Here is a 22,238-nt window from a genome sequence, read left to right as displayed (position 1 = left end):
CCAAGTCGGGGCGGGCACCGGGCCAGGACCCCTGTGCGAGCGCTCAGCCGAGCAGGACGACCTCCACCTCGGTGCCCGGCTCGACGGACTCCACGTCCTCGGGGACGACGATCAGCGCGTCGGCGCGCGCCAGCGCCGCGATCAGATGGGAGCCGGAGCCGCCCACGGGGGTCACCTCGCCGTCGGCGTAGGTCCCGCGCAGGAACTGCCGGCGCCCCTTGGGCGAGCCGAGCGCCTTGTCCGACCTCAGGGTCGCCCGGGTGCGGGGCCGGTGGACGTCCTCGAGGCCCATCAGCGTGCGGATCGCGGGGCGGACGAACAGCTCGAAGGAGACGAACGACGACACCGGGTTGCCGGGCAGGGCCAGCAGGGGCGTGTGGTCGCGGCCGATGGAGCCGAAGCCCTGGGGCTTGCCGGGCTGCATGGCGAGCTTGCGGAACTCGATGCCACTGCCCGCCTCGTCCTCGTCGCCGACGTGCGACAGCGCCTCCTTGACGACGTCGTACGCCCCGACGCTCACCCCGCCGGTGGTCACCAGCAGGTCGGCACGGATGAGCTGGTCCTCGATGGTGGACCGGAGGGTCTCGGCGTCGTCGGCGACGGCGCCCACCCGGTAGGCGATGGCCCCCGCGTCCCGCGCCGCCGCGGTGAGGGAGAAGCTGTTGGAGTCGTAGATCTGGCCGTGGCCCAGCTCCTCGCCGGGCTGGACGAGTTCGCTGCCCGTGGACAGGACGACCACGCGCGGACGCGGGCGCACGCGTACGCTGCCCCGGCCGATCGCGGCGAGCAGCGCGATCTGCGGCGGGCCGAGGACCGTCCCGGCCCCCAGGGCGAGGTCCCCGGCCTTCACGTCGCTGCCCTTGGCGCGCACGTGCGCCCGTGCCTCGGCAGGGCGGTGCACGCGTACCTGCCCCTCGGCGCCCTCGGGTGACAGGCTGCGCGCCCGCATCCCGCTCACCGGCCCCTCACCGAGCCCGCCGTCGGTCCACTCGACGGGGACGACGGCCTCGGCGCCGGGCGGCAGCGGAGCGCCGGTCATGATGCGGGCCGCCTCACCGGGGCCGACCCGGACCAGGCCGGCCGCGCCCGCCGCGACGTCCCCGACGACCTCCAGGACGGCCGGGAACTCCTCGCTGGCGCCCGCGATGTCCGCGACCCGCACCGCGTACCCGTCCATGGAGCTGTTGTCGAACGGTGGCAGGGAGACCGGCACCGTGATGTCGTCGACCAGGACGCAGCCCTGGGCGTCGAGCAGCTGCAACTCGATGGGTTCGAGGGGACGGACGGTGGTGAGGACGTCCTCCAGGTGCTCGTCCACCGACCAGAGGTGGTCCGGGCCGGTGGGGCGGGTCGCGGCGCTGCTCAACGTTGCTGCATCTCCTCGGCTACGTAACTGCGAAGCCAGGTCCGGAAGTCCGGGCCCAGGTCTTCACGTTCGCACGCCAGTCTGACAATGGCACGCAGGTAGTCGCCACGGTCGCCGGTGTCATAGCGGCGGCCCTTGAAGACGACGCCGTGCACCGGGCCGCCGACCTTCTCGTCCTCGGCGAGCTGCTGAAGGGCATCGGTGAGCTGGATCTCGCCGCCGCGGCCCGGCTCGGTCTTGCGGAGTATCTCGAAGATGTGCGGGTCGAGGACGTAACGGCCGATGATCGCGTAGTTCGACGGGGCGTCGGCCGGGTCGGGCTTCTCGACCAGGCCGGTCACCCGGACCACGTCACCCTCGGCGGTGGGCTCCACGGCGGCACAGCCGTAGAGGTGGACCTGCTCGGGAGCGACCTCCATGAGGGCGACCACGCTGCCACCGTGCTGTTCCTGGATCTCGATCATGCGCTGGAGCAGCGGGTCGCGGGGGTCGATCAGGTCGTCACCGAGGAGGACGGCGAAGGGCTCGTGACCGACGTGCGGGGCGGCGCACAGGACGGCGTGGCCGAGGCCCCTGGGGTCGCCCTGGCGCACATAGTGCATGGTGGCCAGGTCGCTGGACTCCTGCACCTTCGCGAGCCGCTCGGCGTCACCCTTCTTCTCGAGCGCCGATTCCAGCTCGTAGTTGCGGTCGAAATGGTCCTCGAGGGGACGCTTGTTGCGTCCGGTGATCATGAGGATGTCGTCGAGCCCCGCCGACACGGCCTCCTCGACCACGTACTGGATCGCAGGCTTGTCCACGACCGGCAGCATCTCCTTGGGAGTGGCCTTGGTGGCCGGCAGGAACCGGGTACCGAGACCTGCTGCGGGAATGACAGCCTTGCTGATCCTGGGGTGCGACTGAGTCATGCCCGCAACCTTATCCGGTGCCTTTGTGCGGAATCTGTGGCTCCGGTTAATTCGCTCTCATATGAGCACATTAAGAAAGGCGCGAGAACGACCTGTGGAACACGACGCACGCACGGACGAGCCTGACAAGCGAAAGTTGCGACGGGAGTTCCTCGCGGTGAGGAACGGGTTGACAGAGGATGTCGTCCGAGAGACGGGCGACACGCTGGCCGAGCGGGCCCTCGACCTGCCCGAACTGGCCCGTGCGCGCACGGTGGCGGCGTACGTCTCCGTCGGGAGCGAGCCCGGCACCCTCGCGCTGCTGGACGCGCTGCGCGCGCGGGGCGTGCGCGTCCTGCTCCCCGCGCTCCTGCTCGACAACGACCTGGACTGGGGCGAGTACGCCGGCCCCGACTCGCTCGCGCGGATCCAACATGGCGCAAAGATGGCCCTGTTCGAGCCCTCCGGCGAGCGCCTCGGCCCGGACGCCGTGACGGGCGCCGACGTCGTACTGCTGCCCGGGCTCGCGGTGGACGCGCGCGGCATGCGCCTGGGACGCGGCGGAGGGTCGTACGACCGCGTGCTCGCGCGTCTGGAACGCGCGGGCGCCCGGCCAGCGCTCGTGGTGCTCCTGTACGACACGGAGGTCGTCACCCGCGTGCCGGCGGAGCCGCACGACCGGCCGGTGCACGCGGTGGTGACACCGTCGGGCGTGCGCCGCTTCACGAGCGCCTGACCGGGCCGCCCCGTGCGACAGGGCCCTCCACGCGCGTGAGAGGGCCCTGTCGGCGGCATGCCGTCAGCACCTCACGGCTCGAGGACGAGGCTGTCGCTCGTGCTCTTGTCGACCGCACCGCCGGAGAACGACCAGGGCAGCAACTCGCCCTTGGCCCACTTGCCCGTCTGGTCGATGTAGTGGGCGCTGTAGGCGTGCCCGGAGGCTCCGGTCAGGTTGATCCACCTGGACTTGTCGAGGTCGGCGAGGTTGACCACCATCCGCATGGACGGCACCCAGACGACGCCGTAGCCGCCGGCGGCGTTCCAGCCGGTCGCGTCGACGGTGGCCTCGCCGCCGCTGAGCTTCCAGGGGCCGCGGTTGAGGACGTACTGCAGGAACTTGGGGCCCTCGGTGCCGAGCGTCTGGTTCTTCAGGAACAGGCGGTGCAGCCGGCCCCAGCTCCAGGTGTCGATGTCCTTGCCGAGCTTGGCGGTCAGCTCCCAGCGGGCGTCGATCATGGCGCGGGCGAACAGCTGGTCCCGGTTCTCGGCCTTGGGGCGGGTGCCCGACGCGGGCGTCTTCCACCAGTCGCTGTCCGGCTTGTCCATCAGCTTGCGCACGACTTCGAACCAGCGGTCACCGCCGTCCGGCTGCGCCTGGTCGGCGTCGCGCTGGCCGCACTCGCGCACCTTCGTGTCGTCGTCCAGCGGGCCGGTGCTGTCGATCTTGTCGACCCACAGGCACTGGCCCTTGACGCGCAGCTCCTTGGGGAGCTTGTTGCCGAAGGCGAGCTTGAGGACGTTGCGCCAGACGGCGTTGAAGTAGGCGGCAGCGGCGGAGTCGGCGTCCTGGGTGTAGTCCCAGCCCTCCAGCAGCTTCTGGGCCTCGCGGACGTCCTTGTCGTCGAGGTTGATCTTCAGCAGCTTGGGCACCAGGAGCTTGGCGATCTCGCTGCTGTTGTCCAGCTGCATCTGGCGCATGTCGTCGGTGGAGATCTTGCCGCCGTCCTTGATCTTGGACTCGATCAGGTCGGTGATGCGCTGACTGCGGGTGCCGTAGCCCCAGTCCGTGGTGAGCGTGTACGGGTACTTGTCCTTGTCGACCACGGCCTGGTTGGCGGTGACGATGTAGCCGCGCGCGGGGTCGTACTCGTAGGGCAGCTCGTCCTGCTTGATGAACCCGGTCCAGCGGTACTTCGACTCCCAGCCCGGCGCCGGGATCGAGCCGTCGTCGGCCGAGGAACGCGTGGGGATCCTGCCGGGCAGGGTGTAGCCGATGTGGTTGTCGGTGTCGGCGTAGACGAGGTTCTGCGAGGGCACGTCGAACAGGGCGGCAGCGGAGCGGAAGTCGTTCCAGCCGGCCGCCCTGTCGAGGGCGAACACGGCGTCCATGGAGGTGCCCGGGTCGAGCGCCGTCCACCTCAGGGCGATGCCGTAGCCGTCGCCGCGGTCGGGCGCGGCCGTGTTGACGGTGGCCTTCCTGCCGACCTGGACGAGTTCGTCGTCGCGGTCGGACAGCAGCGGCATCCCGTCGGCGGTCTGGCGTACGACGATGGTCTTGGACTTGCCGCCGGCGACGTCGATGGTCTCCTCGCGGGTCTTGAAGGGCCGGACCTTGCCGTCGTACAGGTAACCGTTCGCGGTCACCTTCTCCAGGTACAGGTCGGTGACGTCGACCCCGGAGTTGGTCATGCCCCAGGCGATGTCCGCGTTGTGGCCGATGATCACGCCCGGCATGCCGGCGAAGGTGTAGCCGGTGACGTCGTACTGGCACTTGCTGGAGACGCTGCGGCAGTGCAGGCCCATCTGGTACCAGACGGACGGCAGCGACGCCGACAGGTGCGGGTCGTTGGCGAGCAGCGGCTTCTTGGAGATCGTGTACTTCCCGGAGACGACCCAGGAGTTGGAGCCGATGCCCTGGCCGTTCACGCCGACGGCGGTGGGCACGTCGTCCAGGACCTTGTAGAGGCCCGCCAGCTGGCTCGTCAGGGCCGAACCGGCCGTGGACGAGGTGGAGGAGCCGGTGGTGCCCGTCCCGCCCTGAGCGGCGCCCGTCCCGCCCTGAGCGGCGCCCGTCCCGCCCTGAGCGGCGCCTGTGGCGCCGCCCTGCTGGAAGGTACTGGTCAGCTCGCTGTACTGGCCTTCGTGGACGATCGGCTTGTTGCGGCTGTACGGGTACTGCGGGTACAGGTCCTGGATCTGCTGCGGGCCGAGGCGGCTGGTCATCAGCGCCCGGTCGATCTCGTCCTGCATGTTGCCGCGCAGGTCCCAGGCCATCGCCTTCAGCCAGGAGACGGAGTCGACCGGGGTCCACTTCCGCGGCTGGTAGTCGTTGGTGAAGCTCAGGGCCGCGTACTCCAGGGAGATGTCCTTGCCGTCCTTGCCCTGGAGGTAGGCGTTGACTCCCTTGGCGTACGCCTGCAGGTACTTCTTGGTGGAGGCCGACAGCTTGGTGTCGTACTCCTCCTTGGCGATCCGGTCCCAGCCGAGGGTGCGCAGGAACTCGTCGTTCTTGACCTGGCCCTTGCCGAACATCTCCGACAGGCGCCCGGAGGTCATGTGCCGGCGCACGTCCATCTCGTAGAACCGGTCCTGCGCCTGGACGTAGCCCTGCGCCATGAACAGGTCCGCGTCGGACGAGGCGTAGATCTGCGGGATGCCGTTGCCGTCACGCTTGACGTCGACGGGGCCCGAGAGGCCGTCGAGCGTGATCGAGCCCTTGGTCTGCGGGAAGGAGGCGCGGACGATACTGATCGACCAGTACGCCCCGTAGGCGACGCCGCCGATGATGGCCAGGACGAGCACCAGCACGATGAGCCGGGCTTTGCGCCCCTTCTTCCTGCCGGACTTGACGGCCGTGGCACCCGTGGTGGCGGTGTCACCCGTTGTGGCGGTGGTGTTGGGGGGCATCGCTGTCCTTGCTGTCCTAACGCGAGCGGCAGGTCGGGCTGTGACTTTGAATGAGCGCTGGAGCAACCATAGGCGCAGGGCCCCGAGCCACTTGACGCGGAGTGGGGATCCAGCGCGCACGGGCGTTCGATCTTGCCCGGGCGAGCGTCAAGAAAGCGTCAAGAGTTAGGTAAAGTAACGAAGTACTTGGGTGCGGTGCGCCGCAGCCTGGGGTCTTGGGTACGTGAGCTCGCGCGTCCCTCGCGCGGGTCAAGGAAGGGAACCGCTGCTGACTGTTCACCACCTCAACCAGCTCCTGCTCGTCTGCTCCGTCGTCCTCCTCGTCGCCGTCGCGGCCGTCCGGATCTCCTCACGCAGCGGGCTTCCCAGCCTGCTCGTGTACCTGGGGATCGGCGTCCTCATGGGCCAGGACGGCATCGGCGACATCCACTTCAACAACGCCGAACTGACCCAGGTCATGGGGTACGCGGCCCTGGTCGTGATCCTCGCCGAGGGTGGTCTCGGCACGAAGTGGAAGGAGATCCGGCCGGTCCTGGCGTCGGCCTCCGTGCTGGCACTGGCGGGAGTCGCGATCAGCGTCGGCATCACGGCGGCGGGCGCGCACTATCTGGTCGGGCTGGAGTGGCGACAGGCGCTCATCATCGGCGCGGTGGTCTCCTCGACGGACGCGGCGGCCGTCTTCTCGGTGCTGCGGAGAATTCCGCTCCCCGCGCGCGTGGCGGCCACGCTGGAGGCGGAGTCCGGATTCAACGACGCCCCGGTGGTCATCCTGGTCGTCGCCTTCAGCACGGCCGGCCCGGTCGAGCACTGGTACGTCCTGCTGGGCCGGATAGCCCTGGAACTGGCCATCGGCGCCGCCATAGGGATCGCGGTGGGCTGGTTCGGCTCCTGGGGCCTCAAGCACGTCGCCCTGCCCGCCTCCGGCCTCTACCCGATCGCCGTCATGGCGATCGCCGTCACGGCGTACGCCGCCGGCGCGCTGGCGCACGGCAGTGGCTTCCTCGCCGTCTACCTGGCCTCGATGGCGCTCGGCAACGCCAAACTCCCGCACTGGCCCGCCACCCGCGGGTTCGCCGAGGGGCTCGGCTGGATCGCCCAGATCGGCATGTTCGTCCTGCTCGGCCTGCTCGTCACCCCGCACGAGCTGGGCGACGACATCTTGCCGGCGCTGGTCATCGGGCTGGTGCTGACCATGGTGGCCCGCCCGCTGAGCGTGATGCTCAGCCTCGTCCCGTTCCGGGTGCCGTGGCCGGAGCAGGCGCTCATGTCGTGGGCGGGGCTGCGCGGCGCCGTGCCCATCATCCTGGCGACCATCCCCATGGTGAACGGCGTCGAGGGCAGCCGCCGCATCTTCAACATGGTCTTCGTGCTGGTCGTGGTCTACACCCTCGTCCAGGGGCCGACGCTGCCCTGGCTGGCGCGCACTCTGCGCCTCGGCGAGGAGGGCGAGGCGTCCGACCTCGGCATCGAGTCGGCGCCCCTGGAGCGGCTGCGCGGGCATCTGCTGTCCGTCCTGATCCCCGAGGGCTCCCGGATGCACGGCGTCGAGGTCCACGAGCTGCGGCTGCCGCCCGGGGCCGCCGTCACCCTCGTCGTCCGGGACGGAAAGTCGTTTGTTCCGCTGCCCACGACGGTGCTGCGGCGCGGGGACGAACTCCTCGTGGTCGCCACGGACCCGGTGCGCGACGCCGCGGAACGACGTCTGCGCGCGGTCGCCCACGGCGGCAAGCTGGCCGGCTGGCTCGGGACGAACGGCGCCGGGGCGGGCAGGTCTCGTTAAGTGCGGATTTCGCACTGTTCACACCCCCCGATAATCCCAGGTGGCCGCACCCCCTGGTGCTCGTTTTCACAGGCTCATGAGCAGGCACGCCCTGTACGATGAAGGCGCACCCTGATCGAACCAACTCTGCCTGACGCAGAGCTGGCGCGACCGTATGGCGGCCGGGACGCTCCCCACACCCACTGTGGGCGCCGGTATCCACCGCAGTCCGCGCAAGAGGACAGCTCTCGGCGCCCGGGCCCGCAACGGGCCCGCGCTACCAGGCGGCAGAAAGGCACGGGCCGTGGGATCCACGGTCACCACCGAACCGGCGAAGACCTCGACGGACTCCTCCCGCCCCGGATACGGACAGTTGCTGCGCACCCGCGGCGCCTGGACGTTCCTGCTCCCCGGCTTCGCGGCGCGCCAGCCGTTCGCGATGCTCACCATCTCCATCGTGCTGCTCGTGCAGCACACCACCGGCTCGTACGGCGCCGCAGGCGCCGCCGCGGCCGCCACCGGTGTCTCCATGGCGCTCTTCGCGCCGTACAGCGGCCGGCTGGCCGACCGGTACGGGCAGCGCGCCGTCCTGATCCCGGGTGTCCTGCTGCACACGCTGTCGGGCCTGTCCCTGACCGCGCTCGCGCTGGCACACGCGCCCCTGTGGGCCCTGTTCGCGGCCGCCGTACCGACCGGCGCCTCCGTGCCGCAGGTCGGCCCCATGGTGCGCGCACGCTGGGGCGTGAGGCTGCAGGGTTCGCCCCTGATGGCCACCGCGGCGGCCTTCGAGTCCGTGACGGACGAGCTGACCTTCGTCTTCGGGCCTCTGCTGGCGACCGCGCTGTGCACGACCGTGACCCCGTCCGCGGGTCTGGTGACGGAGGCCGCGCTGACGCTCGTCGGCGGTCTGCTGTTCGCCGCGCAGAAGAGCACGCAGCCGCCCGTGACCTCCGAGAACGGGCACGCGCGCGTGCAGCACGCTTCCGCCTTGCGCGTCCCGGGCGTGCGCGTCCTGGTCGTGACGTTCCTGGGCATCGGCTCGGTCTTCGGCGGCATGCAGGTGTCGCTGGCGGCGTTCACCGAGTCGATCGGCGAGCCCGGCCTGAACGGCGTCCTGTACGGCGTCTTCGCCGCGGGCAACATGCTCTCCGGCATCGCCTGCGGCGCGATCGCCTGGAAGGCAGCCCCGCAGCGGCGCCTGGTCGTCGGCTACGCCGCGCTCGCCGTGACCGCCTCCGCGCTGTGGACGGCCCACTCGGTCCTGCTGCTGGCCGGCCTCGGCCTGCTGGTCGGCATGTGCATCGCGCCGGCCCTGATCACCGGCTACACCCTGGTGGAGGACCTGGTCCCGGCCGGGGCCCGCACCGAGGCGTTCACCTGGCTGACCGGCGCCGTCGCGCTCGGCCAGGCGGCCGCCGTCACGGTCGCCGGACAGTTGGAGGACCGCCTGTGGGGCGGCGCCGGATTCCTGGTGCCGATGGCCGGCACCCTGCTCGCGCTGGGCACCCTGGTGGCGCTGCGGTCGCTGCTGGCCGCCCGGCCCCGGAACCGCACCGTCGCACGTGGCGTCGGTCACCGCGTGCCGGTGGCGGTGGACTGATCCCCCGGAATACGTCACTATGGATCGTGCGTTAGCACTCATCGAGTGAGAGTGCCAGGAGGAAGACAGTGCCGACCTACCAGTACCAGTGCACCGAGTGCGGCGAGGGCCTCGAGGCGGTGCAGAAGTTCACCGACGACGCCCTGACCGAGTGCCCCAGCTGCGGTGGCCGCCTGAAGAAGGTGTTCTCCGCGGTCGGCATCGTCTTCAAGGGCTCCGGCTTCTACCGCAACGACTCCCGCGGCTCCACGTCGAGCAGCAGCCCGGCGTCGAAGTCCTCCGGCTCGTCGTCGTCCGACTCGAAGTCGTCGTCGGACTCGTCGTCGTCTTCGACGGCTTCGTCGTCGTCTTCGTCGTCGAGCTCCACCAGCAGCTCCGCAGCCTGAGATCGCGCTCCCCGGGCCCTGCCGTCGTGCGACGACAGGGCCTCAGGTATACCCGGGCACCGGCTCCCCCGCGGTTCAGCGGGCAGCTAGTGTGCTCGTCATGGCGAACGCAGAGATCGGCGTGATCGGGGGCTCGGGCTTCTACTCGTTCCTCGACGACGTGACCGAGGTCCAGGTGGACACCCCCTACGGGCAGCCCAGCGACTCCCTCTTCCTCGGCGAGATCGCCGGGCGGCGGGTCGCCTTCCTGCCCCGGCACGGCCGCGGCCACCACCTGCCACCGCACCGCATCAACTACCGCGCCAACCTCTGGGCTCTGCGCTCGGTCGGCGTCCGGCAGGTCCTCGGACCGTGCGCGGTGGGTGGCCTGCGCCCCGAGTACGGTCCGGGCACCCTGCTCGTACCGGACCAGTTCGTGGACCGGACGAAGCACCGGATGCAGACGTACTTCGACGGCCTGCCGCTGCCCGACGGCACGGTGCCCAATGTGGTGCACGTGTCCATGGCCGACCCCTACTGCCCCACCGGGCGGGCCGCCGCGCTGAAGGCGGCGCGCGGACGGGACTGGGAAGCGGTGGATGGCGGCACGCTGGTCGTGGTCGAGGGGCCGCGCTTCTCGACCCGCGCCGAATCGTTGTGGCACCAGGCGCAGGGCTGGTCGGTGGTGGGCATGACCGGCCATCCCGAGGCGGCGCTCGCCCGCGAACTGGAGCTGTGCTACACCTCGCTGACCCTGGTCACCGACCTGGACGCCGGCGCGGAGACCGGCGAGGGCGTCTCGCACGAGGAGGTGCTGCGGGTGTTCGCGGCCAACGTGGACCGGCTGCGGGGTGTGCTGTTCGACGCGGTGGCGGCGCTGCCGGAGACAGGGGCGCGGGACTGCCTGTGCGTGAACGCGCTCGGCGGGATGGATCCGGGCTTCGAACTGCCGTAGCGCGAGACGCGGGGGCGGCGCACGAGCCGAGGCCGCTGAGGGGGAGCCCGGCGGCTGATCGGGCGGAACTACTCGTTCGGGTGGGCGGGTTGTCCACAACCTGCCCGTCGTCCACCGGCTCCGGCGGGATTCGGCGCGAGGCCTCATCGTGGCATCGCAAGCCGAATTCCTCGTCGCAACCGGTGGTCCTCATGCCCTTGACCTCGTCATCCGCGTCGCCCGCGTCGTGCTCGTCGCCCGCGTCATTCACGTCGTGCTCGTCGTCCCTCACTCCGTCCGCGTCCTCTCCCCCACTCACTTCCCCGCCCATTTCCCAGCCCTCTTCCCCGCCCCCTCGCTCCCCCGTCCCGCATCCCCTGCGCCTCCCGCGTCCGCTGGGCACCGATGCCCCGGCGACCTGCGAGGTCCCGCCCTTCGCGCCGGTGCGCGTGCGCGGCGGGCGCTATCAGTGGCAGCGGCTGGTACGGCATCGCAGGCTGGCCCTCGCCGCAGGCCTCGCCGTGACCGCGGCCGCGCTGGTGGCGACGGGGCCGCGGACCACCACGCACCCGCCCCACGCCGACCGCGCCCGCGGCCACCCGGTCACGGAACCCGTCCCGCGGCACCGAGCCGTGGACGTGGTGACGGCGCCGGTGCGGATCGCCGACGCCGCCACCGTCCGACTGCTGCGGCCCGGTGACCGGGTTGACGTCATCGCCGCCGAGGACCCGTCGACCGGGGGCGCTGCCCAGGTGCTGGCACGCGGCGTGCGGGTGACGAGGGTGCCGGAGCCCCTGGAGGGTGCGGCCGAGAGCGGGGCGCTGGTCGTGCTGTCGGTGCCGCGCAGCACGGCGGCACGGCTCGTCGGCGCGAGCGCCACGGCACGACTGGCGGTGACGCTGTGGTGACCGGCTGCGGCCATTTCGGCGCCACGCTCACTTTCGTGATCGCCGCGGGCGTCGTGTACTTCCTGATGGTCCTGCCGATGTCGAAGCACCTGGCCCGGCGGGAGGCCAGCAAGAAGGCGCGCGAGGGCACGCAGGGGGTTCATGGACGTGACCGAGCTGGAGGTCCTCAAGGAGACCCGCGACGCGCTGGTGGCGCAGCGCGGTTCGGGGCACGACGCCCGCTGGCGGCGCCCCCCGCGGGCGGCTCAGAGGTGGTGGGGCGGCTTCTCGTCGAGGAAGCGCTTCAGGTCGGCGGCGCTGTCGCCGACCGGGCGCTCGCCCCATCCGCGGTCGGTGTCGTCCGAGGACTGCCGGCTCAGCGGGTCGTCGAAGACCAGCGCCGCCTTCGGGTCGCGCGGCTCGGATTCGGGGGCGGTGCTCATGCCTCAAGGGTACGGCCCCGGTCCGAGCGGGCCGGCAGAGAGCTCGCACGACGATCGCCGCCGCCACGGTCGCCGTGAAGTCGGCGGTGGACGAGCACGACGCGCTGGGCGAGCTGCTGCCGATCGCGGCGGGCGGCCTGCTGATCGTCTTCTCCGCGTGGTGGATCTACTTCGTGGTGCCCATCTGCGCTCCAACGGGCAGGCGTTCCTCTGGGGCTACGGGCACTACCTGATCTTCGCCTCGGCCGCCGCGATCGGCGCGGGCCTGGAGGTGGCGGTGGAGCAGACGGTCGGCAGGGCGCACATATCGACGCTGCCCGCCTCGGCGTCCGTGACCCTGCCGACCGCGCTGTACCTGCTGACCGTATGGGCGCTGCACTCCCGGCACTTCAAGGTCGGCATCACCCAGCAGCTGGTGCTTCCGGTCACGGCACTGCTGGTGGTCTGCTGCACCTTCCTGGGTGAGTGGGCGGTGTTCACGGCAGGCCTCGTGTCGGCGGCCGCCGCGGCGGCCGGGGCGGCCGGGGCGGCGCTCACGACCCGCACGGCCTTCCGCGAGCGGCACGCGCACACGCCGGCATCCGCCGCCTGACCACTGCTGATGCCTCCCCGGGATGGGCGAGACTGACCCCATGACAGTTGACGCATTGACAGATGTCGCCGGACTGCGGGTGGGGCACGCCACCCGCACCGGGGACGGCTGGCTCACCGGCACCACGGTCGTGCTCGCACCGGAGGGCGGCGCCGTCGCCGCCGTGGACGTCCGCGGAGGCGGCCCCGGCACCAAGGAGACCGACGCCCTCGACCCGCGCACCATGGTGCAGAAGGTCGACGCCGTCGTGCTGACCGGAGGCAGCGCGTACGGGCTCGACGCGGCGTCCGGCGTCATGGCCTGGCTCGAGGAGCGCGGACGCGGGGTGCCGGTCGGGACGGATCCGGCGCACGTCGTGCCGGTGGTCCCTGCCGCGTGCGTCTTCGACCTGGGGCGGGGCGGCGACTTCCGCGCCCGCCCGGACGCGGCGACCGGCCGCGCGGCGGTCGAGGCGGCAGCGGCGAGCGCACCGGGCGCGCGGGTCGCTCAGGGCTGCGTGGGCGCGGGTACCGGCACCGTGGCGGGGGGAATCAAGGGCGGAGTGGGGACCGCGAGCACGGTCCTCGATTCGGGCATCACCGTGGCCGCACTGGTGGTCGTGAACGCCGCGGGGGCGGTGGTGGATCCCGAAACGGGCGCGCTGTACGGGGAGTTCCTCCAAGGCCGCGTCGCGTATCCGGAGGAGCGCGTGCACCGGGCCGCGCGTCGGCGCCTGGACGAGGCCGCCTCCACGAATCCGTCCCCGCCGCTGAACACCACGCTCGCGGTGGTCGCGACCGACGCGGACATCACCAAGGCCCAGGCGCAGAAGATGGCGGGCACGGCGCACGACGGCATCGCACGCGCCGTGCGGCCGGTGCACCTGCTGCACGACGGCGACACGGTGTTCGCGCTGGCGACGGGCAGGCGCCCGCTCGGCAATGGACACCCGCTGGCGCTCAACGACATCCTCGCGGCGGGCGCGGACCTTGTGACGCGCGCGATCGTGCGTGCCGTGCGCGCCTCCGAATCGGTCGACGGGCCGGGTGGAGTGTGGCCGTCGTACGAGGAGTTGTACGGGACACGGTAGGCACTGGGCCGGCGATGGGGCCCTGGTGCCCGGGGCCATGTCCCTCTTTGTCCACGCACTGGAACGGCTCACGCACATCACACGAGCCTGGAGCAGCCCGTGACAACGCCGGACATCGCGGCGCGGCGTGCACTGGGGGCCCTGTGCCGCCCTGCTGGTCGGCGCCCTCACCCTGACCGCGTGCGGCGGCAGCGCCAACCCACCGACGGCGACGGCAAGGGCGGCAAGAACTCGCGTGAAGACGCGCCGGACACCACGGTCGCCCCGGACAACGGGCTCAACGGCTGGGACATGTCGTGGAGCGCCTGGGCCGCGGGAAGTGCCGCCTGAGCGGCGGCTTTTGACGCACCGCGGGGCCGCGCGGGAACTTTTCGCGCGGCCCTCGCGTTTTCCGGGCAGACGTTTTCTCGGTTCCGGGACACGATGTCCGACCGAGGGGCTACGGTATGCACCCACAAGGTGACATGCAGCAACGCCGGGAGAAGCCTTGAGCGTTCCGTACGAGACGGCAGCGTACGAACCAGCCGAGTCGCCCGAGTCTCCGGAGGAGCATCTCGCGCGACTCCTCGGCCGTGCCCTGAACTCCTTCGAGCTGCCCGACGAGGTGATAAGGCGGCTCGACCGCGCGCTGGCGCACGACAGCTCCCTGTTCTCCGCCCACCACAGCGCGGGGCTGCACCGCGAGACGTACCGGCACACCTGGCTGCTCGCCGACGGCTCGGCGGTGACGCTGTGGGAGCTGGTCCACAACACCGCCCCGGGCGGCGACGCACAGCACGAGGTGTACGTCGACGAGGAGGAGCTGCACGCCGCCACCGCCCGGCTCCCGCTGCCGCCGGAGACCCCGGAGTTCGAGCTGCCGGCGCTGATGCAGCTGTGGGCGGTCCCCGAGCCCCGGCACGTCTACGCGCCGGACGACTCGGCGGACCACGCACGCCGGCTGCTGCGCCGTGCGGAGAACCCCGACCGTCCGGGCGCGGAGACGGCGGACCTGCTGGCGACGGCGTCCGCGCATCAGATCACCCAGGCGTTCGGACGCCCCGGGCGAGCCGCCCGCGCGGGACTGACTTTCGCCCTGTACGAGCACGCGTTCCTGCTGCCCGACGGCCGGGAGATCTCCCTGTGGGAGGTCGAGCACACGGCGACACCCGACGGGCGGCACATGTGCGAGGTCTACGCGACGGAGGCCGCGGCCCGCGACGCCATGGAGCAGCGCGCGGCGCGGCATGGCTAGCTAGTGCTGTGACCGGCAGGGTTGCCGGAAAGCTCGCGGCGTCCGGTGCTGGGGGCACCTCCCACGCCGTTCAGGCAGTGGAGGAGCATCGCAAGGCGGAGCATCGCCCGCGAACTGGATGTACTCGGGTGATGCGACAACGCGGCGAGGTGCCGTGCCGGGCGTCGCGAGCCGGTGAACCCTTCCGGTCACAGCACTGGGCGCGGAGCGGGGCTTCGGCGTCCTGGCGTCAGCGGTGGCCGAGTTGTCGTACCAGGCCCGCGAAGGCGTCCTGTTCGGCCGGGGTCAGTTCGACGGACTCGCGTGGGGGGCCGTCCTGCGGCTGGTCCAGTAGCGCCGGCAGGGTGGCGGCGGCATCCCATTCGGCGGCGGCCTCGACGCGGGCGCGGCGCAGCAGTCGCATCACCACGACGGCCCAGGCGACGGCTGCCACGGTGAGGACGGCCATGCCGGTCAGCTCAAGAGTCGGGACGTGCTCAGGCATGGGCCCCAGTAGACACCACGGTCCGGGACCGTGGTCCCGGACCGTGACGTATCTCGCAGGTGCCGTGAACAACTCACAGCTCGCCAAAGGGACAACAGGTGGCGGCCCTCAGGCGGCCACCGGCTGCTTCGCCCCCTTGGCCGCCGAGGCCGGACCCGCGGCGGGGTCGGTGGACGTGGTCTCCGGGGCCTGCTTGCGCATGCCCTTGAGGAGGACGACCAGGGCGGTGGTGACGCACACGCCGGCCGCGATGGCGATCAGGTACTGGAACGGGTTGCCGATCAGCGGGACCACGAAGATGCCGCCGTGCGGGGCGCGCAGGGTGGCGCCGAAGGTCATCGACAGGGAGCCGGTGACCGCACCGCCCACCATGGCGGACGGGATGACCCGCAGCGGGTCCGCCGCGGCGAACGGGATGGCGCCCTCGGAGATGAAGGAGGCACCCAGCACCCAGGCGGCCTTGCCGTTCTCGCGCTCGGTCTGGGTGAAGAGCCTGCCGCGGACCGTCGTGGCCAGGGCCATCGCCAGCGGCGGGACCATGCCGGCCGCCATCACCGCGGCCATGATCTTCATCGCCGAGTCGCTCGGGCTGGCGACCGCGATGCCGGCCGTGGCGAAGGTGTAGGCCACTTTGTTGACCGGGCCGCCCAGGTCGAAGCACATCATCAGGCCGAGCAGGGCACCCAGCAGGACGGCGTTGGTGCCGGTGAGGCCGTTCAGCCAGTCGGTCATGCCCTTCTGGGCGGAGGCGATGGGCTTGCCGATCACGACGAACATCAGGAAGCCGACGATCGCCGAGGAGATCAGCGGGATCACCACCACCGGCATGATGCCGCGCAAGGCCCCCGGGATGTTGATCCTCTGAATCGCCATCACCACGCCACCGGCGATCAGACCGGCCGCCAGGCCCCCCAGGAAGCCGGCGTTGATGGTGAGGGCTATCGAGCCGCCGACGAAGCCGGGGACGAGTCCTGGACGGTCGGCCATGCCGTAGGCGATGTAGCCGGCAAGGACCGGGACCAGGAACCCGAAGGACACCACACCGATCTGGAACAGCAGGGCGCCCCAGCTGTCGGCCTGGGTCCACACGAAGTGGTCCATCACCGACGGCGCCTTGTTGATCTTGTAGCCGCCGATCGCGAAGCCGAGGGCGATCAGCAGACCGCCGGCGGCGACGAACGGGACCATGTAACTGACGCCGCTCATCAGCCACTTGCGCAGCTTGGTGCCGTAGCCCTCGGTGGAGTCGCCGCCCCGCTCTACGGGGGTCCCGGATGCGGCACCCGAGGTGACCTCGCCGCGCTCGGCCTTGCCGCGCACCTCGCCGATCAGCTCGGCGGGGCGGTTGATGCCGGCCTTCACCCCGACGTCGACCGTCGGCTTGCCCGCGAAGCGGTCCTTGTCCCGTACGGGGACGTCGTGCGCGAAGATCACGCCGTCCGCCGCCGCGATCACCGCCGGGTCGAGCCGGGTGAAGCCGGCCGAGCCCTGCGTCTCGGCGACGACCTCGACACCGGCCTCGCGGCCCGCGTTCTCCAGGGACTCGGCCGCCATGTAGGTGTGGGCGATGCCGGTCGGGCAGGAGGTGACGACGACGACACGGAAGGGCCGCTCACCGGTGCCGGCAGCACCGGCGGCGGGAGCGCCTTCCGCGGCGGCCGGCGCCGGAGCCGGGGCGACGGCATCCGCACCCGCTCCCGCGTCCCGCGCCGTACTGCCCGCCGCGGCGTCGGCGGAGGCCGCCCCCGACGCCGCAGCGGTGTCTTCCGGGGCGCCCTCGGCCGCTGCGGCCGGCGCCTCCTCCCCCCGGATCAGCGCGGCCGCCGTCGCCGCGTCCCGGGCCGAGCGCAGTGCGTCCGTGAACTCGGTGTTCATCAGCTGCCGGGCCAGTGACGAAAGGATCGTCAGGTGGGCGTCGTCGGCGCCGGCCGGGGCCGCGATCAGGAAGATCAGGTCGGCGGGTCCGTCGGGGGCGCCGAAGTCGATCCCGGCGGCGCTGCGGCCGAAGGCGAGCGTCGGCTCGGTGACGTGGGCGCTGCGGCAGTGCGGGATGCCGATGCCGCCGTCCAGGCCGGTCGGCATCTGCGCCTCGCGGGCGGCCACGTCGGCGAGGAAGCCCTCCAGGTCGGTCACCCGGCCCAGGGCCACCATGCGCTCGGCGAGGGCGCGCGCCGCCGCTTCCTTGGTGTCGGCGGACAGGTCGAGATCGACCAGGTCCGCGGTGATCATGTCGCTCATCGCGGGCTCCTATGCACGCGTATCGCCCGGGGGGTGGGGTGGGCGGGGGTGGGGACGGGGGTGCTGTGGGAGAGGACAGCGGGGTGGACGGATGCGGAGCCGGGGAGACCCCGCCTCCTGGGGACCGCAGAGCGGCTCAGGGTGCCCTGCCCTCCCGCTGCGGCGGTGAGCAACGGGGAGCCCCGCCGCTTGGGGGCCGGTCGGCCGGGTGCGTCCGGGCGTGCGGGCGTGGGGCGTCCGCCCAGATGCCGGGTTCCCGGGCGGGTGCCATGGAGCGCGAGGGAGTTCATGACACGGGCCCCGTCAGGTCGCGGTTCACCGGGACGTCGGCCGTGACGGTGACCGCAGCCGGGTCCAGGTCGGCCGGCGTGGGCATCACGCTGCCGGGGAGCCGGACGGCTGCGGCGCCGTGCGCGACGGCGGAGGCGAGGGCCTCGGGGCCGGTGCCGCCGGCGATCAGGAAGCCGGCGAGGGAGGAGTCGCCGGCGCCCACGTTGCTGCGTACGGCGTCCACGCGGGCGCTGCCGAACCAGGTGCCCGCGTCGTCCACCAGCAGCTGTCCGACGGCGCCCAGGCTCGCGAGCACGGCGCGTGCGCCCAACTCGCGCAACTCCTCGGCCGCCTTCACCGCGTCGCCCACGGTCGCCAGGGGGCGCCCGACGGCTTCCGCGAGCTCCTCGACGTTGGGCTTCACCACGTCGGGCCGCGCGCGCAGCGCCTCAAGGAGCGCGCGCCCCGAGGTGTCCAGGGCGATGCGTGCGCCCCCAGCGTGCGCCCGTGTGACGACATCGGCGTACCAGGAGGGCGCGAGCCCCCGGGGCAGGCTCCCGCAGCACGCGATCCAGTCGGCGTCCCGGGACTGTGCGCGGACGGTGTCCAGGAGGAGTTCCTGTTCGGCCGGTGACAGCTCGGGGCCCGGCGCGTTGATCTTCGTGAGCACCCCGTCCGACTCCGCGAGCGCGATGTTGGAGCGGGTGGCTCCGGCGATCGGGACCGGCGCGACCTCGATGCCCTGCGCGTCGAGCAGGTCGGCGACGAGCGCCCCCGGCGCGCCACCCAGGGGCAGGACGGCGACCGTGCGCTGTCCGGCGGCCGCGACGGCGCGCGAGACGTTCACGCCCTTGCCGCCGGGGTCCGTGCGCTCGGTGTCGGCGCGGATGACCTCGCCACGCTTCAGGGCGACGACCTCGTAGGTGCGGTCGAGGGAGGGGTTGGGGGTGACGGTGAGAATCATGCGCGCACCACTTCCGTGCCGCCACGCTCGATGACGGCGGCGTCGTCGGGGCTCAGCCCCCTGTCGGTGATCAGCAGGTCCACGTCGCTCAGGGCGCCGAAGCGGGCGAAGTGCTCCTGACCGTGCTTGGCGGAGTCGGCGAGGAGGACGACGCGGCGGGCGGCGGCGATGGCCGCGCGCTTGACCGCGGCCTCGGCGAGGTCGGGGGTGGTCAGCCCGTGCTCGGCGGAGAAGCCGTTGGCGGCGACGAACAGGACGTCGGCACGGATCTCGCCGTACGCGCGCAGTGCCCAGGCGTCCACAGCGGCGCGCGTACGGTGCCGTACGCGCCCGCCGACCAGGTGGAGCTGGATGCCCGGGTGGTCGGCGAGGCGGGCCGCGATCGGCAGGCTGTGCGTGACGACGGTGAGGGAGGCCTCCAGCGGGATGGCCGCGGCCACCCGCGCCACCGTCGTACCGGCGTCGAGGACCATCGTGCCCTCGGCGGGCAGCTCGGCGAGGGCCGCCTTGGCGATGCGGTCCTTCTCGCCGGCGGCGGTGGACTCGCGTTCGGCGAGGTCCGGCTCGAAGTCGAGACGGCCGACCGGGATGGCGCCACCGTGCACCCGGCGGACGAGGCCGGCGCGGTCGAGGGCCTTCAGATCCCGGCGGATCGTCTCCGCCGTCACCTGGAACTCCTCGGCCAGCGACAGCACGTCCACCCGGCCGCCGTCACGGGCGATCCGGAGGATCTCCTGGTGCCGCTCCGGTGCGTACATGTCCGTTCGCCTCCGACTCATGCCCGAACGTGTGGTTTCACTGGGAGACTATGTCGAGATGTCCGAAAAGTAAACAGATTCCGGTTCGAATCGGGCATGAACGGACTTCCGCTTCTGTCCGGGCAGCAGAAGGGCCCGGTACCTGCTCGGCACCGGGCCGTTCGTCGTACCTGGTCAGGCCACCAGCTCGGACTCCTTGCCCGCCACCGGAAGCTCCCCGTCCGCCGCCCCCTCCGCATGCTGCGCCGGATGCTTGGGCAGGGCGGACATCAGCAGGAAGATCACGCCCATGATCCCGGCGACCCACCACAGCGCGTGCTGGAAGCCGTGCACGAAGGCGGGGCCCACCTGGGCGGCCGTCAGCCGGTCGCCGATCACCCCGAAGAACACCACGGACACCAGTCCGAGACCGAGCGCGTTGCCCATCTGCTGCACGGTGTTGATCAGACCGGACGCCGAACCGGCGTGCTCGCGCGGCACCTCCGAGAGCACCGCGTCCGTCAGCGGGGCGACGATCAGCCCCATGCCGGCCCCCATCACGACCAGCGGCAGGGCCATCTGCCAGGAGGCGATGGCGAGGCCGTACCGGTGCGCCTCCCAGATGTAGAGGAGAACGCCCGCCGCCATCACCAGCGCGCCCGCCTGGAGCACCTTGCGGCCGAACCTCGGGACCAGCTTCTGCACCGACATCCCGGCCGCCGTCGACACCGCGATCGAGAACGGCACGCCGGTCAGGCCGGCCCGCAGCGGGCTCCAGCCGAGACCCATCTGCATGTACAGCGTCCAGACCAGGAAGAAGATGCCGAGCGCGACACCGAAGACGGTCTGTACGGCGATACCGGCGGCGAAGCTCTTCACCCGGAACAGCGACAGCTCGATCAGCGGGGAGCCGTCACGGGCCGCCTTGCGCCGCTCGTAGGCCACCAGCGCCGCGAACACGCCGAGCGCGCCGGCCATGCACACGTACCCCCACAGCGGCCAGTGCAGCTCGCGGCCGCGGGTGAGCGGGTAGAGCAGCATCAGCAGGCCGAGGGTCACCAGGGCGACGCCGACCAGGTCCAGCTTCAGTGCCTTCGGCGCGCGGGACTCGGTGATGTAGCGGCGGCCGAGCAGGAAGGCGACGATGCCGACCGGCAGGTTGATCAGGAAGATGGGCCGCCATTCCAGCCCGAACAGGTTCCACTCCGTCAGCAGTGCGCCGAGCAGCGGGCCGGAGACCGCGCCCAGGCCGACGATCGCGCCGAACAACCCGAAGACCTTGCCGCGTTCGTGGGCGGGGAAGGTGGCGTGCACGATCGACAGGACCTGCGGGACCATCATCGCCGCCATGCCGCCCTGCAGGATGCGGGAAGCGACCAGCATCTCCGGGTTCGCGGCGAAGCCGCACAGCGCCGAGGCCAGGGTGAAGCCGCCGATGCCGAGGAGGAACAGCCGGCGGCGGCCGTGGATGTCGCCGAGGCGGCCGCCGGTGATCAGACCGGCGGCGAAGGCCAGGGCGTAACCCGCGGTGATCCACTGGATCTGGCTGAGGGAGGCGCCCGCGTCCTTCTTGATCGAGGGGATCGCGATGTTGACGATCGTGACGTCGACGAGGTCCATGAAGGCCGCGGTCATCACGATCGCGAGCGCGAACCAGCGGCGGCGGTCGCCCGGTGTCCGCTGAGCGTCGGGGGTCTGTTCCGTGGAGGTCATGCGTCCAAGCTAGGGCCTCATTAGGTCAGATCATGTCCTAGATGTGCGGCATTCTCGGACGCATGACGACGGACACTCCGGCTCGGCTCCTCCAGCTGCTCTCGCTCCTCCAGACCCCGCGCGAGTGGCCCGGCGGCGAGCTGGCCGACCGGCTCGGGGTGTCCCGCCGCACCGTGCGGCGGGACATCGACCGGCTGCGGGACCTGGGCTACCCGGTACAGGCCACCAAGGGCGCCGACGGCGGGTACCGGCTGGTCGCGGGCAAGGCGATGCCGCCGCTGGTGCTCGACGACGAGGAGGCGGTGGCGATCGCGGTCGGGCTGCGTGCCGGTGCCGGGCACGCGGTGGAGGGGGTGGACGAGGCGTCGGTGCGGGCGCTGGCGAAGCTGGAGCAGGTGCTGCCGGCGCGGCTGCGGCACCGGGTGTCTACGCTGCAGGCCGCGACGACACCGCTGACCAGTGGGGACGGGCCGAGTATCGCGCCGGAGACGCTGACCGTGATGGCGTCGACGGTGGCGGGGCGGGAACGGCTGCGGTTCGCCTACCGGGACAAGGACGGCGGTGAGTCGCGGCGGCTGACCGAGCCGCATCGGCTCGTGTCGACGGGACGGCGGTGGTACCTCGTCGCGTACGACCTCGGACGGGAGGACTGGCGGACCTTCCGGGTCGACCGGGTGCGGGAGCCGTTCGCCACCGGAGTGCGGTTCGCTGCCCGGGAGTTGCCGGAGGGCAGCGCGGCGGAGTATCTGCGCCGGTCGATCCAACGACGGCAGGAGACGTACGAGTTCGAGGTGCGGTTCGCCGGGTCGGCACAGGCGGTGTCCTCGCGGGTGCCGGAGTGGCTCGGGGTACCGGAGGCGGACGCCGAGGGCGGGTGCGTGCTGCGGGGGGCCACCGGGGATCCGGTGGAGTGGCTGGCGGTGCGGTTGGCGATGGCGGGCTGTGAGTTCGAGGTGCGGTGGCCCACTGAACTGGCGGAGTGCGTACGCGAGTTGGGTGGACGGTTGAGTCGGGCGGCGGGAAGCGGGCCGAGCCCGGGTGGGCCGTGAGGCCATGACGGGGGGCGCCA

Annotated in this window: 19 protein-coding genes and 2 pseudogenes; 12 read left to right on the top strand and 9 right to left on the bottom strand. The window is 71.8% G+C overall.

All coding sequences use genetic code 11. The annotated features are described in order from the left end of the window. Nucleotides 1-43: 43 nt before the first annotated feature. A complete protein-coding gene (gene glp, locus ACFZDC_RS23345) occupies nt 44-1,366 on the bottom strand; it encodes a gephyrin-like molybdotransferase Glp (protein WP_391326664.1) in 1,323 nt (440 codons plus the stop codon). Beyond that, a complete protein-coding gene (gene galU, locus ACFZDC_RS23340; protein ID WP_391326662.1) occupies nt 1,363-2,274 on the bottom strand; it encodes a UTP--glucose-1-phosphate uridylyltransferase GalU in 912 nt (303 codons plus the stop codon). The genes glp and galU overlap by 4 nt, the downstream gene beginning before the upstream one ends. 61 nt (nt 2,275-2,335) lie before the next feature. Here galU and ACFZDC_RS23335 point away from each other — a divergent pair, with 61 nt between their 5' ends. Then, nucleotides 2,336-2,989: a 5-formyltetrahydrofolate cyclo-ligase gene (locus ACFZDC_RS23335; protein WP_391326660.1), complete on the top strand. Its 654-nt coding sequence runs from the start codon at nt 2,336-2,338 to the stop codon at nt 2,987-2,989. 71 nt (nt 2,990-3,060) lie between these two features. Here ACFZDC_RS23335 and ACFZDC_RS23330 read toward each other — a convergent pair whose 3' ends face one another. Next, complete coding sequence (locus ACFZDC_RS23330; protein WP_391326658.1) at nt 3,061-5,880, bottom strand: penicillin acylase family protein; 2,820 nt, start codon at nt 5,878-5,880, stop codon at nt 3,061-3,063. A gap of 223 nt (nt 5,881-6,103) precedes the next feature. Here ACFZDC_RS23330 and ACFZDC_RS23325 point away from each other — a divergent pair, with 223 nt between their 5' ends. The 6 genes and pseudogenes from ACFZDC_RS23325 to ACFZDC_RS23300 all read left to right on the top strand — a co-directional run. After that, entirely contained in the window at nt 6,104-7,660 is a 1,557-nt protein-coding gene (locus ACFZDC_RS23325) for a potassium/proton antiporter (RefSeq protein ID WP_391326657.1), read from the top strand. Nucleotides 7,661-7,943: 283 nt separating this feature from the next. After that, the gene (locus ACFZDC_RS23320; protein ID WP_391326655.1) at nt 7,944-9,239 is read left to right on the top strand and encodes an MFS transporter; all 1,296 of its coding nucleotides are present in this window, start codon (nt 7,944-7,946) and stop codon (nt 9,237-9,239) included. Between the two features lie 68 nt (nt 9,240-9,307). After that, entirely contained in the window at nt 9,308-9,625 is a 318-nt protein-coding gene (locus tag ACFZDC_RS23315) for an FmdB family zinc ribbon protein (RefSeq protein ID WP_391326653.1), read from the top strand. A gap of 100 nt (nt 9,626-9,725) precedes the next feature. Next, the gene (locus ACFZDC_RS23310; RefSeq protein WP_391326651.1) at nt 9,726-10,559 is read left to right on the top strand and encodes an S-methyl-5'-thioadenosine phosphorylase; all 834 of its coding nucleotides are present in this window, start codon (nt 9,726-9,728) and stop codon (nt 10,557-10,559) included. A 308-nt stretch (nt 10,560-10,867) separates the two neighbouring features. Then, nucleotides 10,868-11,446 carry a hypothetical protein gene (locus ACFZDC_RS23305; RefSeq protein ID WP_391326932.1) on the top strand — a complete coding sequence of 193 codons (579 nt, stop codon included), beginning with the start codon at nt 10,868-10,870 and terminating at the stop codon, nt 11,444-11,446. Nucleotides 11,447-11,463: 17 nt separating this feature from the next. Beyond that, nucleotides 11,464-11,659: pseudogene (locus tag ACFZDC_RS23300) on the top strand (large conductance mechanosensitive channel protein MscL); the annotation flags it as partial. Between the two features lie 32 nt (nt 11,660-11,691). Here ACFZDC_RS23300 and ACFZDC_RS23295 read toward each other — a convergent pair. Then, entirely contained in the window at nt 11,692-11,868 is a 177-nt protein-coding gene (locus ACFZDC_RS23295) for a hypothetical protein (RefSeq protein WP_391326649.1), read from the bottom strand. Nucleotides 11,869-11,918: 50 nt separating this feature from the next. On the opposite strand from ACFZDC_RS23295, the pseudogene ACFZDC_RS23290 reads away from it, so the two are divergent. The 4 genes and pseudogenes from ACFZDC_RS23290 to ACFZDC_RS23275 form a co-directional block, all read left to right on the top strand. After that, nucleotides 11,919-12,460, top strand: a pseudogene (locus ACFZDC_RS23290) (low temperature requirement protein A); the annotation flags it as partial. Nucleotides 12,461-12,500: 40 nt separating this feature from the next. Then, on the top strand, nt 12,501-13,529 hold the full coding sequence (locus ACFZDC_RS23285) for a P1 family peptidase (RefSeq protein WP_391326647.1): 1,029 nt from the start codon (nt 12,501-12,503) through the stop codon (nt 13,527-13,529). A 180-nt stretch (nt 13,530-13,709) separates the two neighbouring features. Continuing rightward, nucleotides 13,710-13,859, top strand: coding sequence for a hypothetical protein (locus ACFZDC_RS23280; protein WP_391326944.1), 150 nt, complete (start codon nt 13,710-13,712; stop codon nt 13,857-13,859). A gap of 157 nt (nt 13,860-14,016) precedes the next feature. Continuing rightward, nucleotides 14,017-14,763 (top strand): DUF6227 family protein, encoded by a 747-nt coding sequence (locus tag ACFZDC_RS23275; protein ID WP_391326645.1) that lies wholly within the window; start codon nt 14,017-14,019, stop codon nt 14,761-14,763. Nucleotides 14,764-14,992: 229 nt separating this feature from the next. Here ACFZDC_RS23275 and ACFZDC_RS23270 read toward each other — a convergent pair whose 3' ends face one another. From ACFZDC_RS23270 to ACFZDC_RS23250, 5 genes are all read right to left on the bottom strand, one after another. Further along, nucleotides 14,993-15,247 carry a hypothetical protein gene (locus ACFZDC_RS23270; RefSeq protein ID WP_391326643.1) on the bottom strand — a complete coding sequence of 85 codons (255 nt, stop codon included), beginning with the start codon at nt 15,245-15,247 and terminating at the stop codon, nt 14,993-14,995. 108 nt (nt 15,248-15,355) lie between these two features. Continuing rightward, nucleotides 15,356-17,485, bottom strand: coding sequence for a fructose-specific PTS transporter subunit EIIC (locus ACFZDC_RS23265; protein WP_391326642.1), 2,130 nt, complete (start codon nt 17,483-17,485; stop codon nt 15,356-15,358). 286 nt (nt 17,486-17,771) lie between these two features. After that, on the bottom strand, nt 17,772-18,719 hold the full coding sequence (pfkB, locus tag ACFZDC_RS23260) for a 1-phosphofructokinase (protein ID WP_391326640.1): 948 nt from the start codon (nt 18,717-18,719) through the stop codon (nt 17,772-17,774). After that, entirely contained in the window at nt 18,716-19,477 is a 762-nt protein-coding gene (locus tag ACFZDC_RS23255; RefSeq protein ID WP_391326930.1) for a DeoR family transcriptional regulator, read from the bottom strand. The genes pfkB and ACFZDC_RS23255 overlap by 4 nt, the downstream gene beginning before the upstream one ends. Nucleotides 19,478-19,651: 174 nt before the next feature. After that, complete coding sequence (locus ACFZDC_RS23250; RefSeq protein WP_391326639.1) at nt 19,652-21,169, bottom strand: DHA2 family efflux MFS transporter permease subunit; 1,518 nt, start codon at nt 21,167-21,169, stop codon at nt 19,652-19,654. 62 nt (nt 21,170-21,231) lie between these two features. On the opposite strand from ACFZDC_RS23250, the gene ACFZDC_RS23245 reads away from it, so the two are divergent. Next, nucleotides 21,232-22,218: a WYL domain-containing protein gene (locus ACFZDC_RS23245; protein WP_391326637.1), complete on the top strand. Its 987-nt coding sequence runs from the start codon at nt 21,232-21,234 to the stop codon at nt 22,216-22,218. Nucleotides 22,219-22,238 lie beyond the last annotated feature (20 nt).

The organism is Streptomyces sp. NPDC007905 (genome assembly GCF_042959345.1).
Lineage (GTDB): Bacteria > Actinomycetota > Actinomycetes > Streptomycetales > Streptomycetaceae > Streptomyces.
The sequence above is the reverse complement of the archived record's forward strand: the minus strand, read 5'-3'. Positions and strand labels throughout refer to the sequence as shown.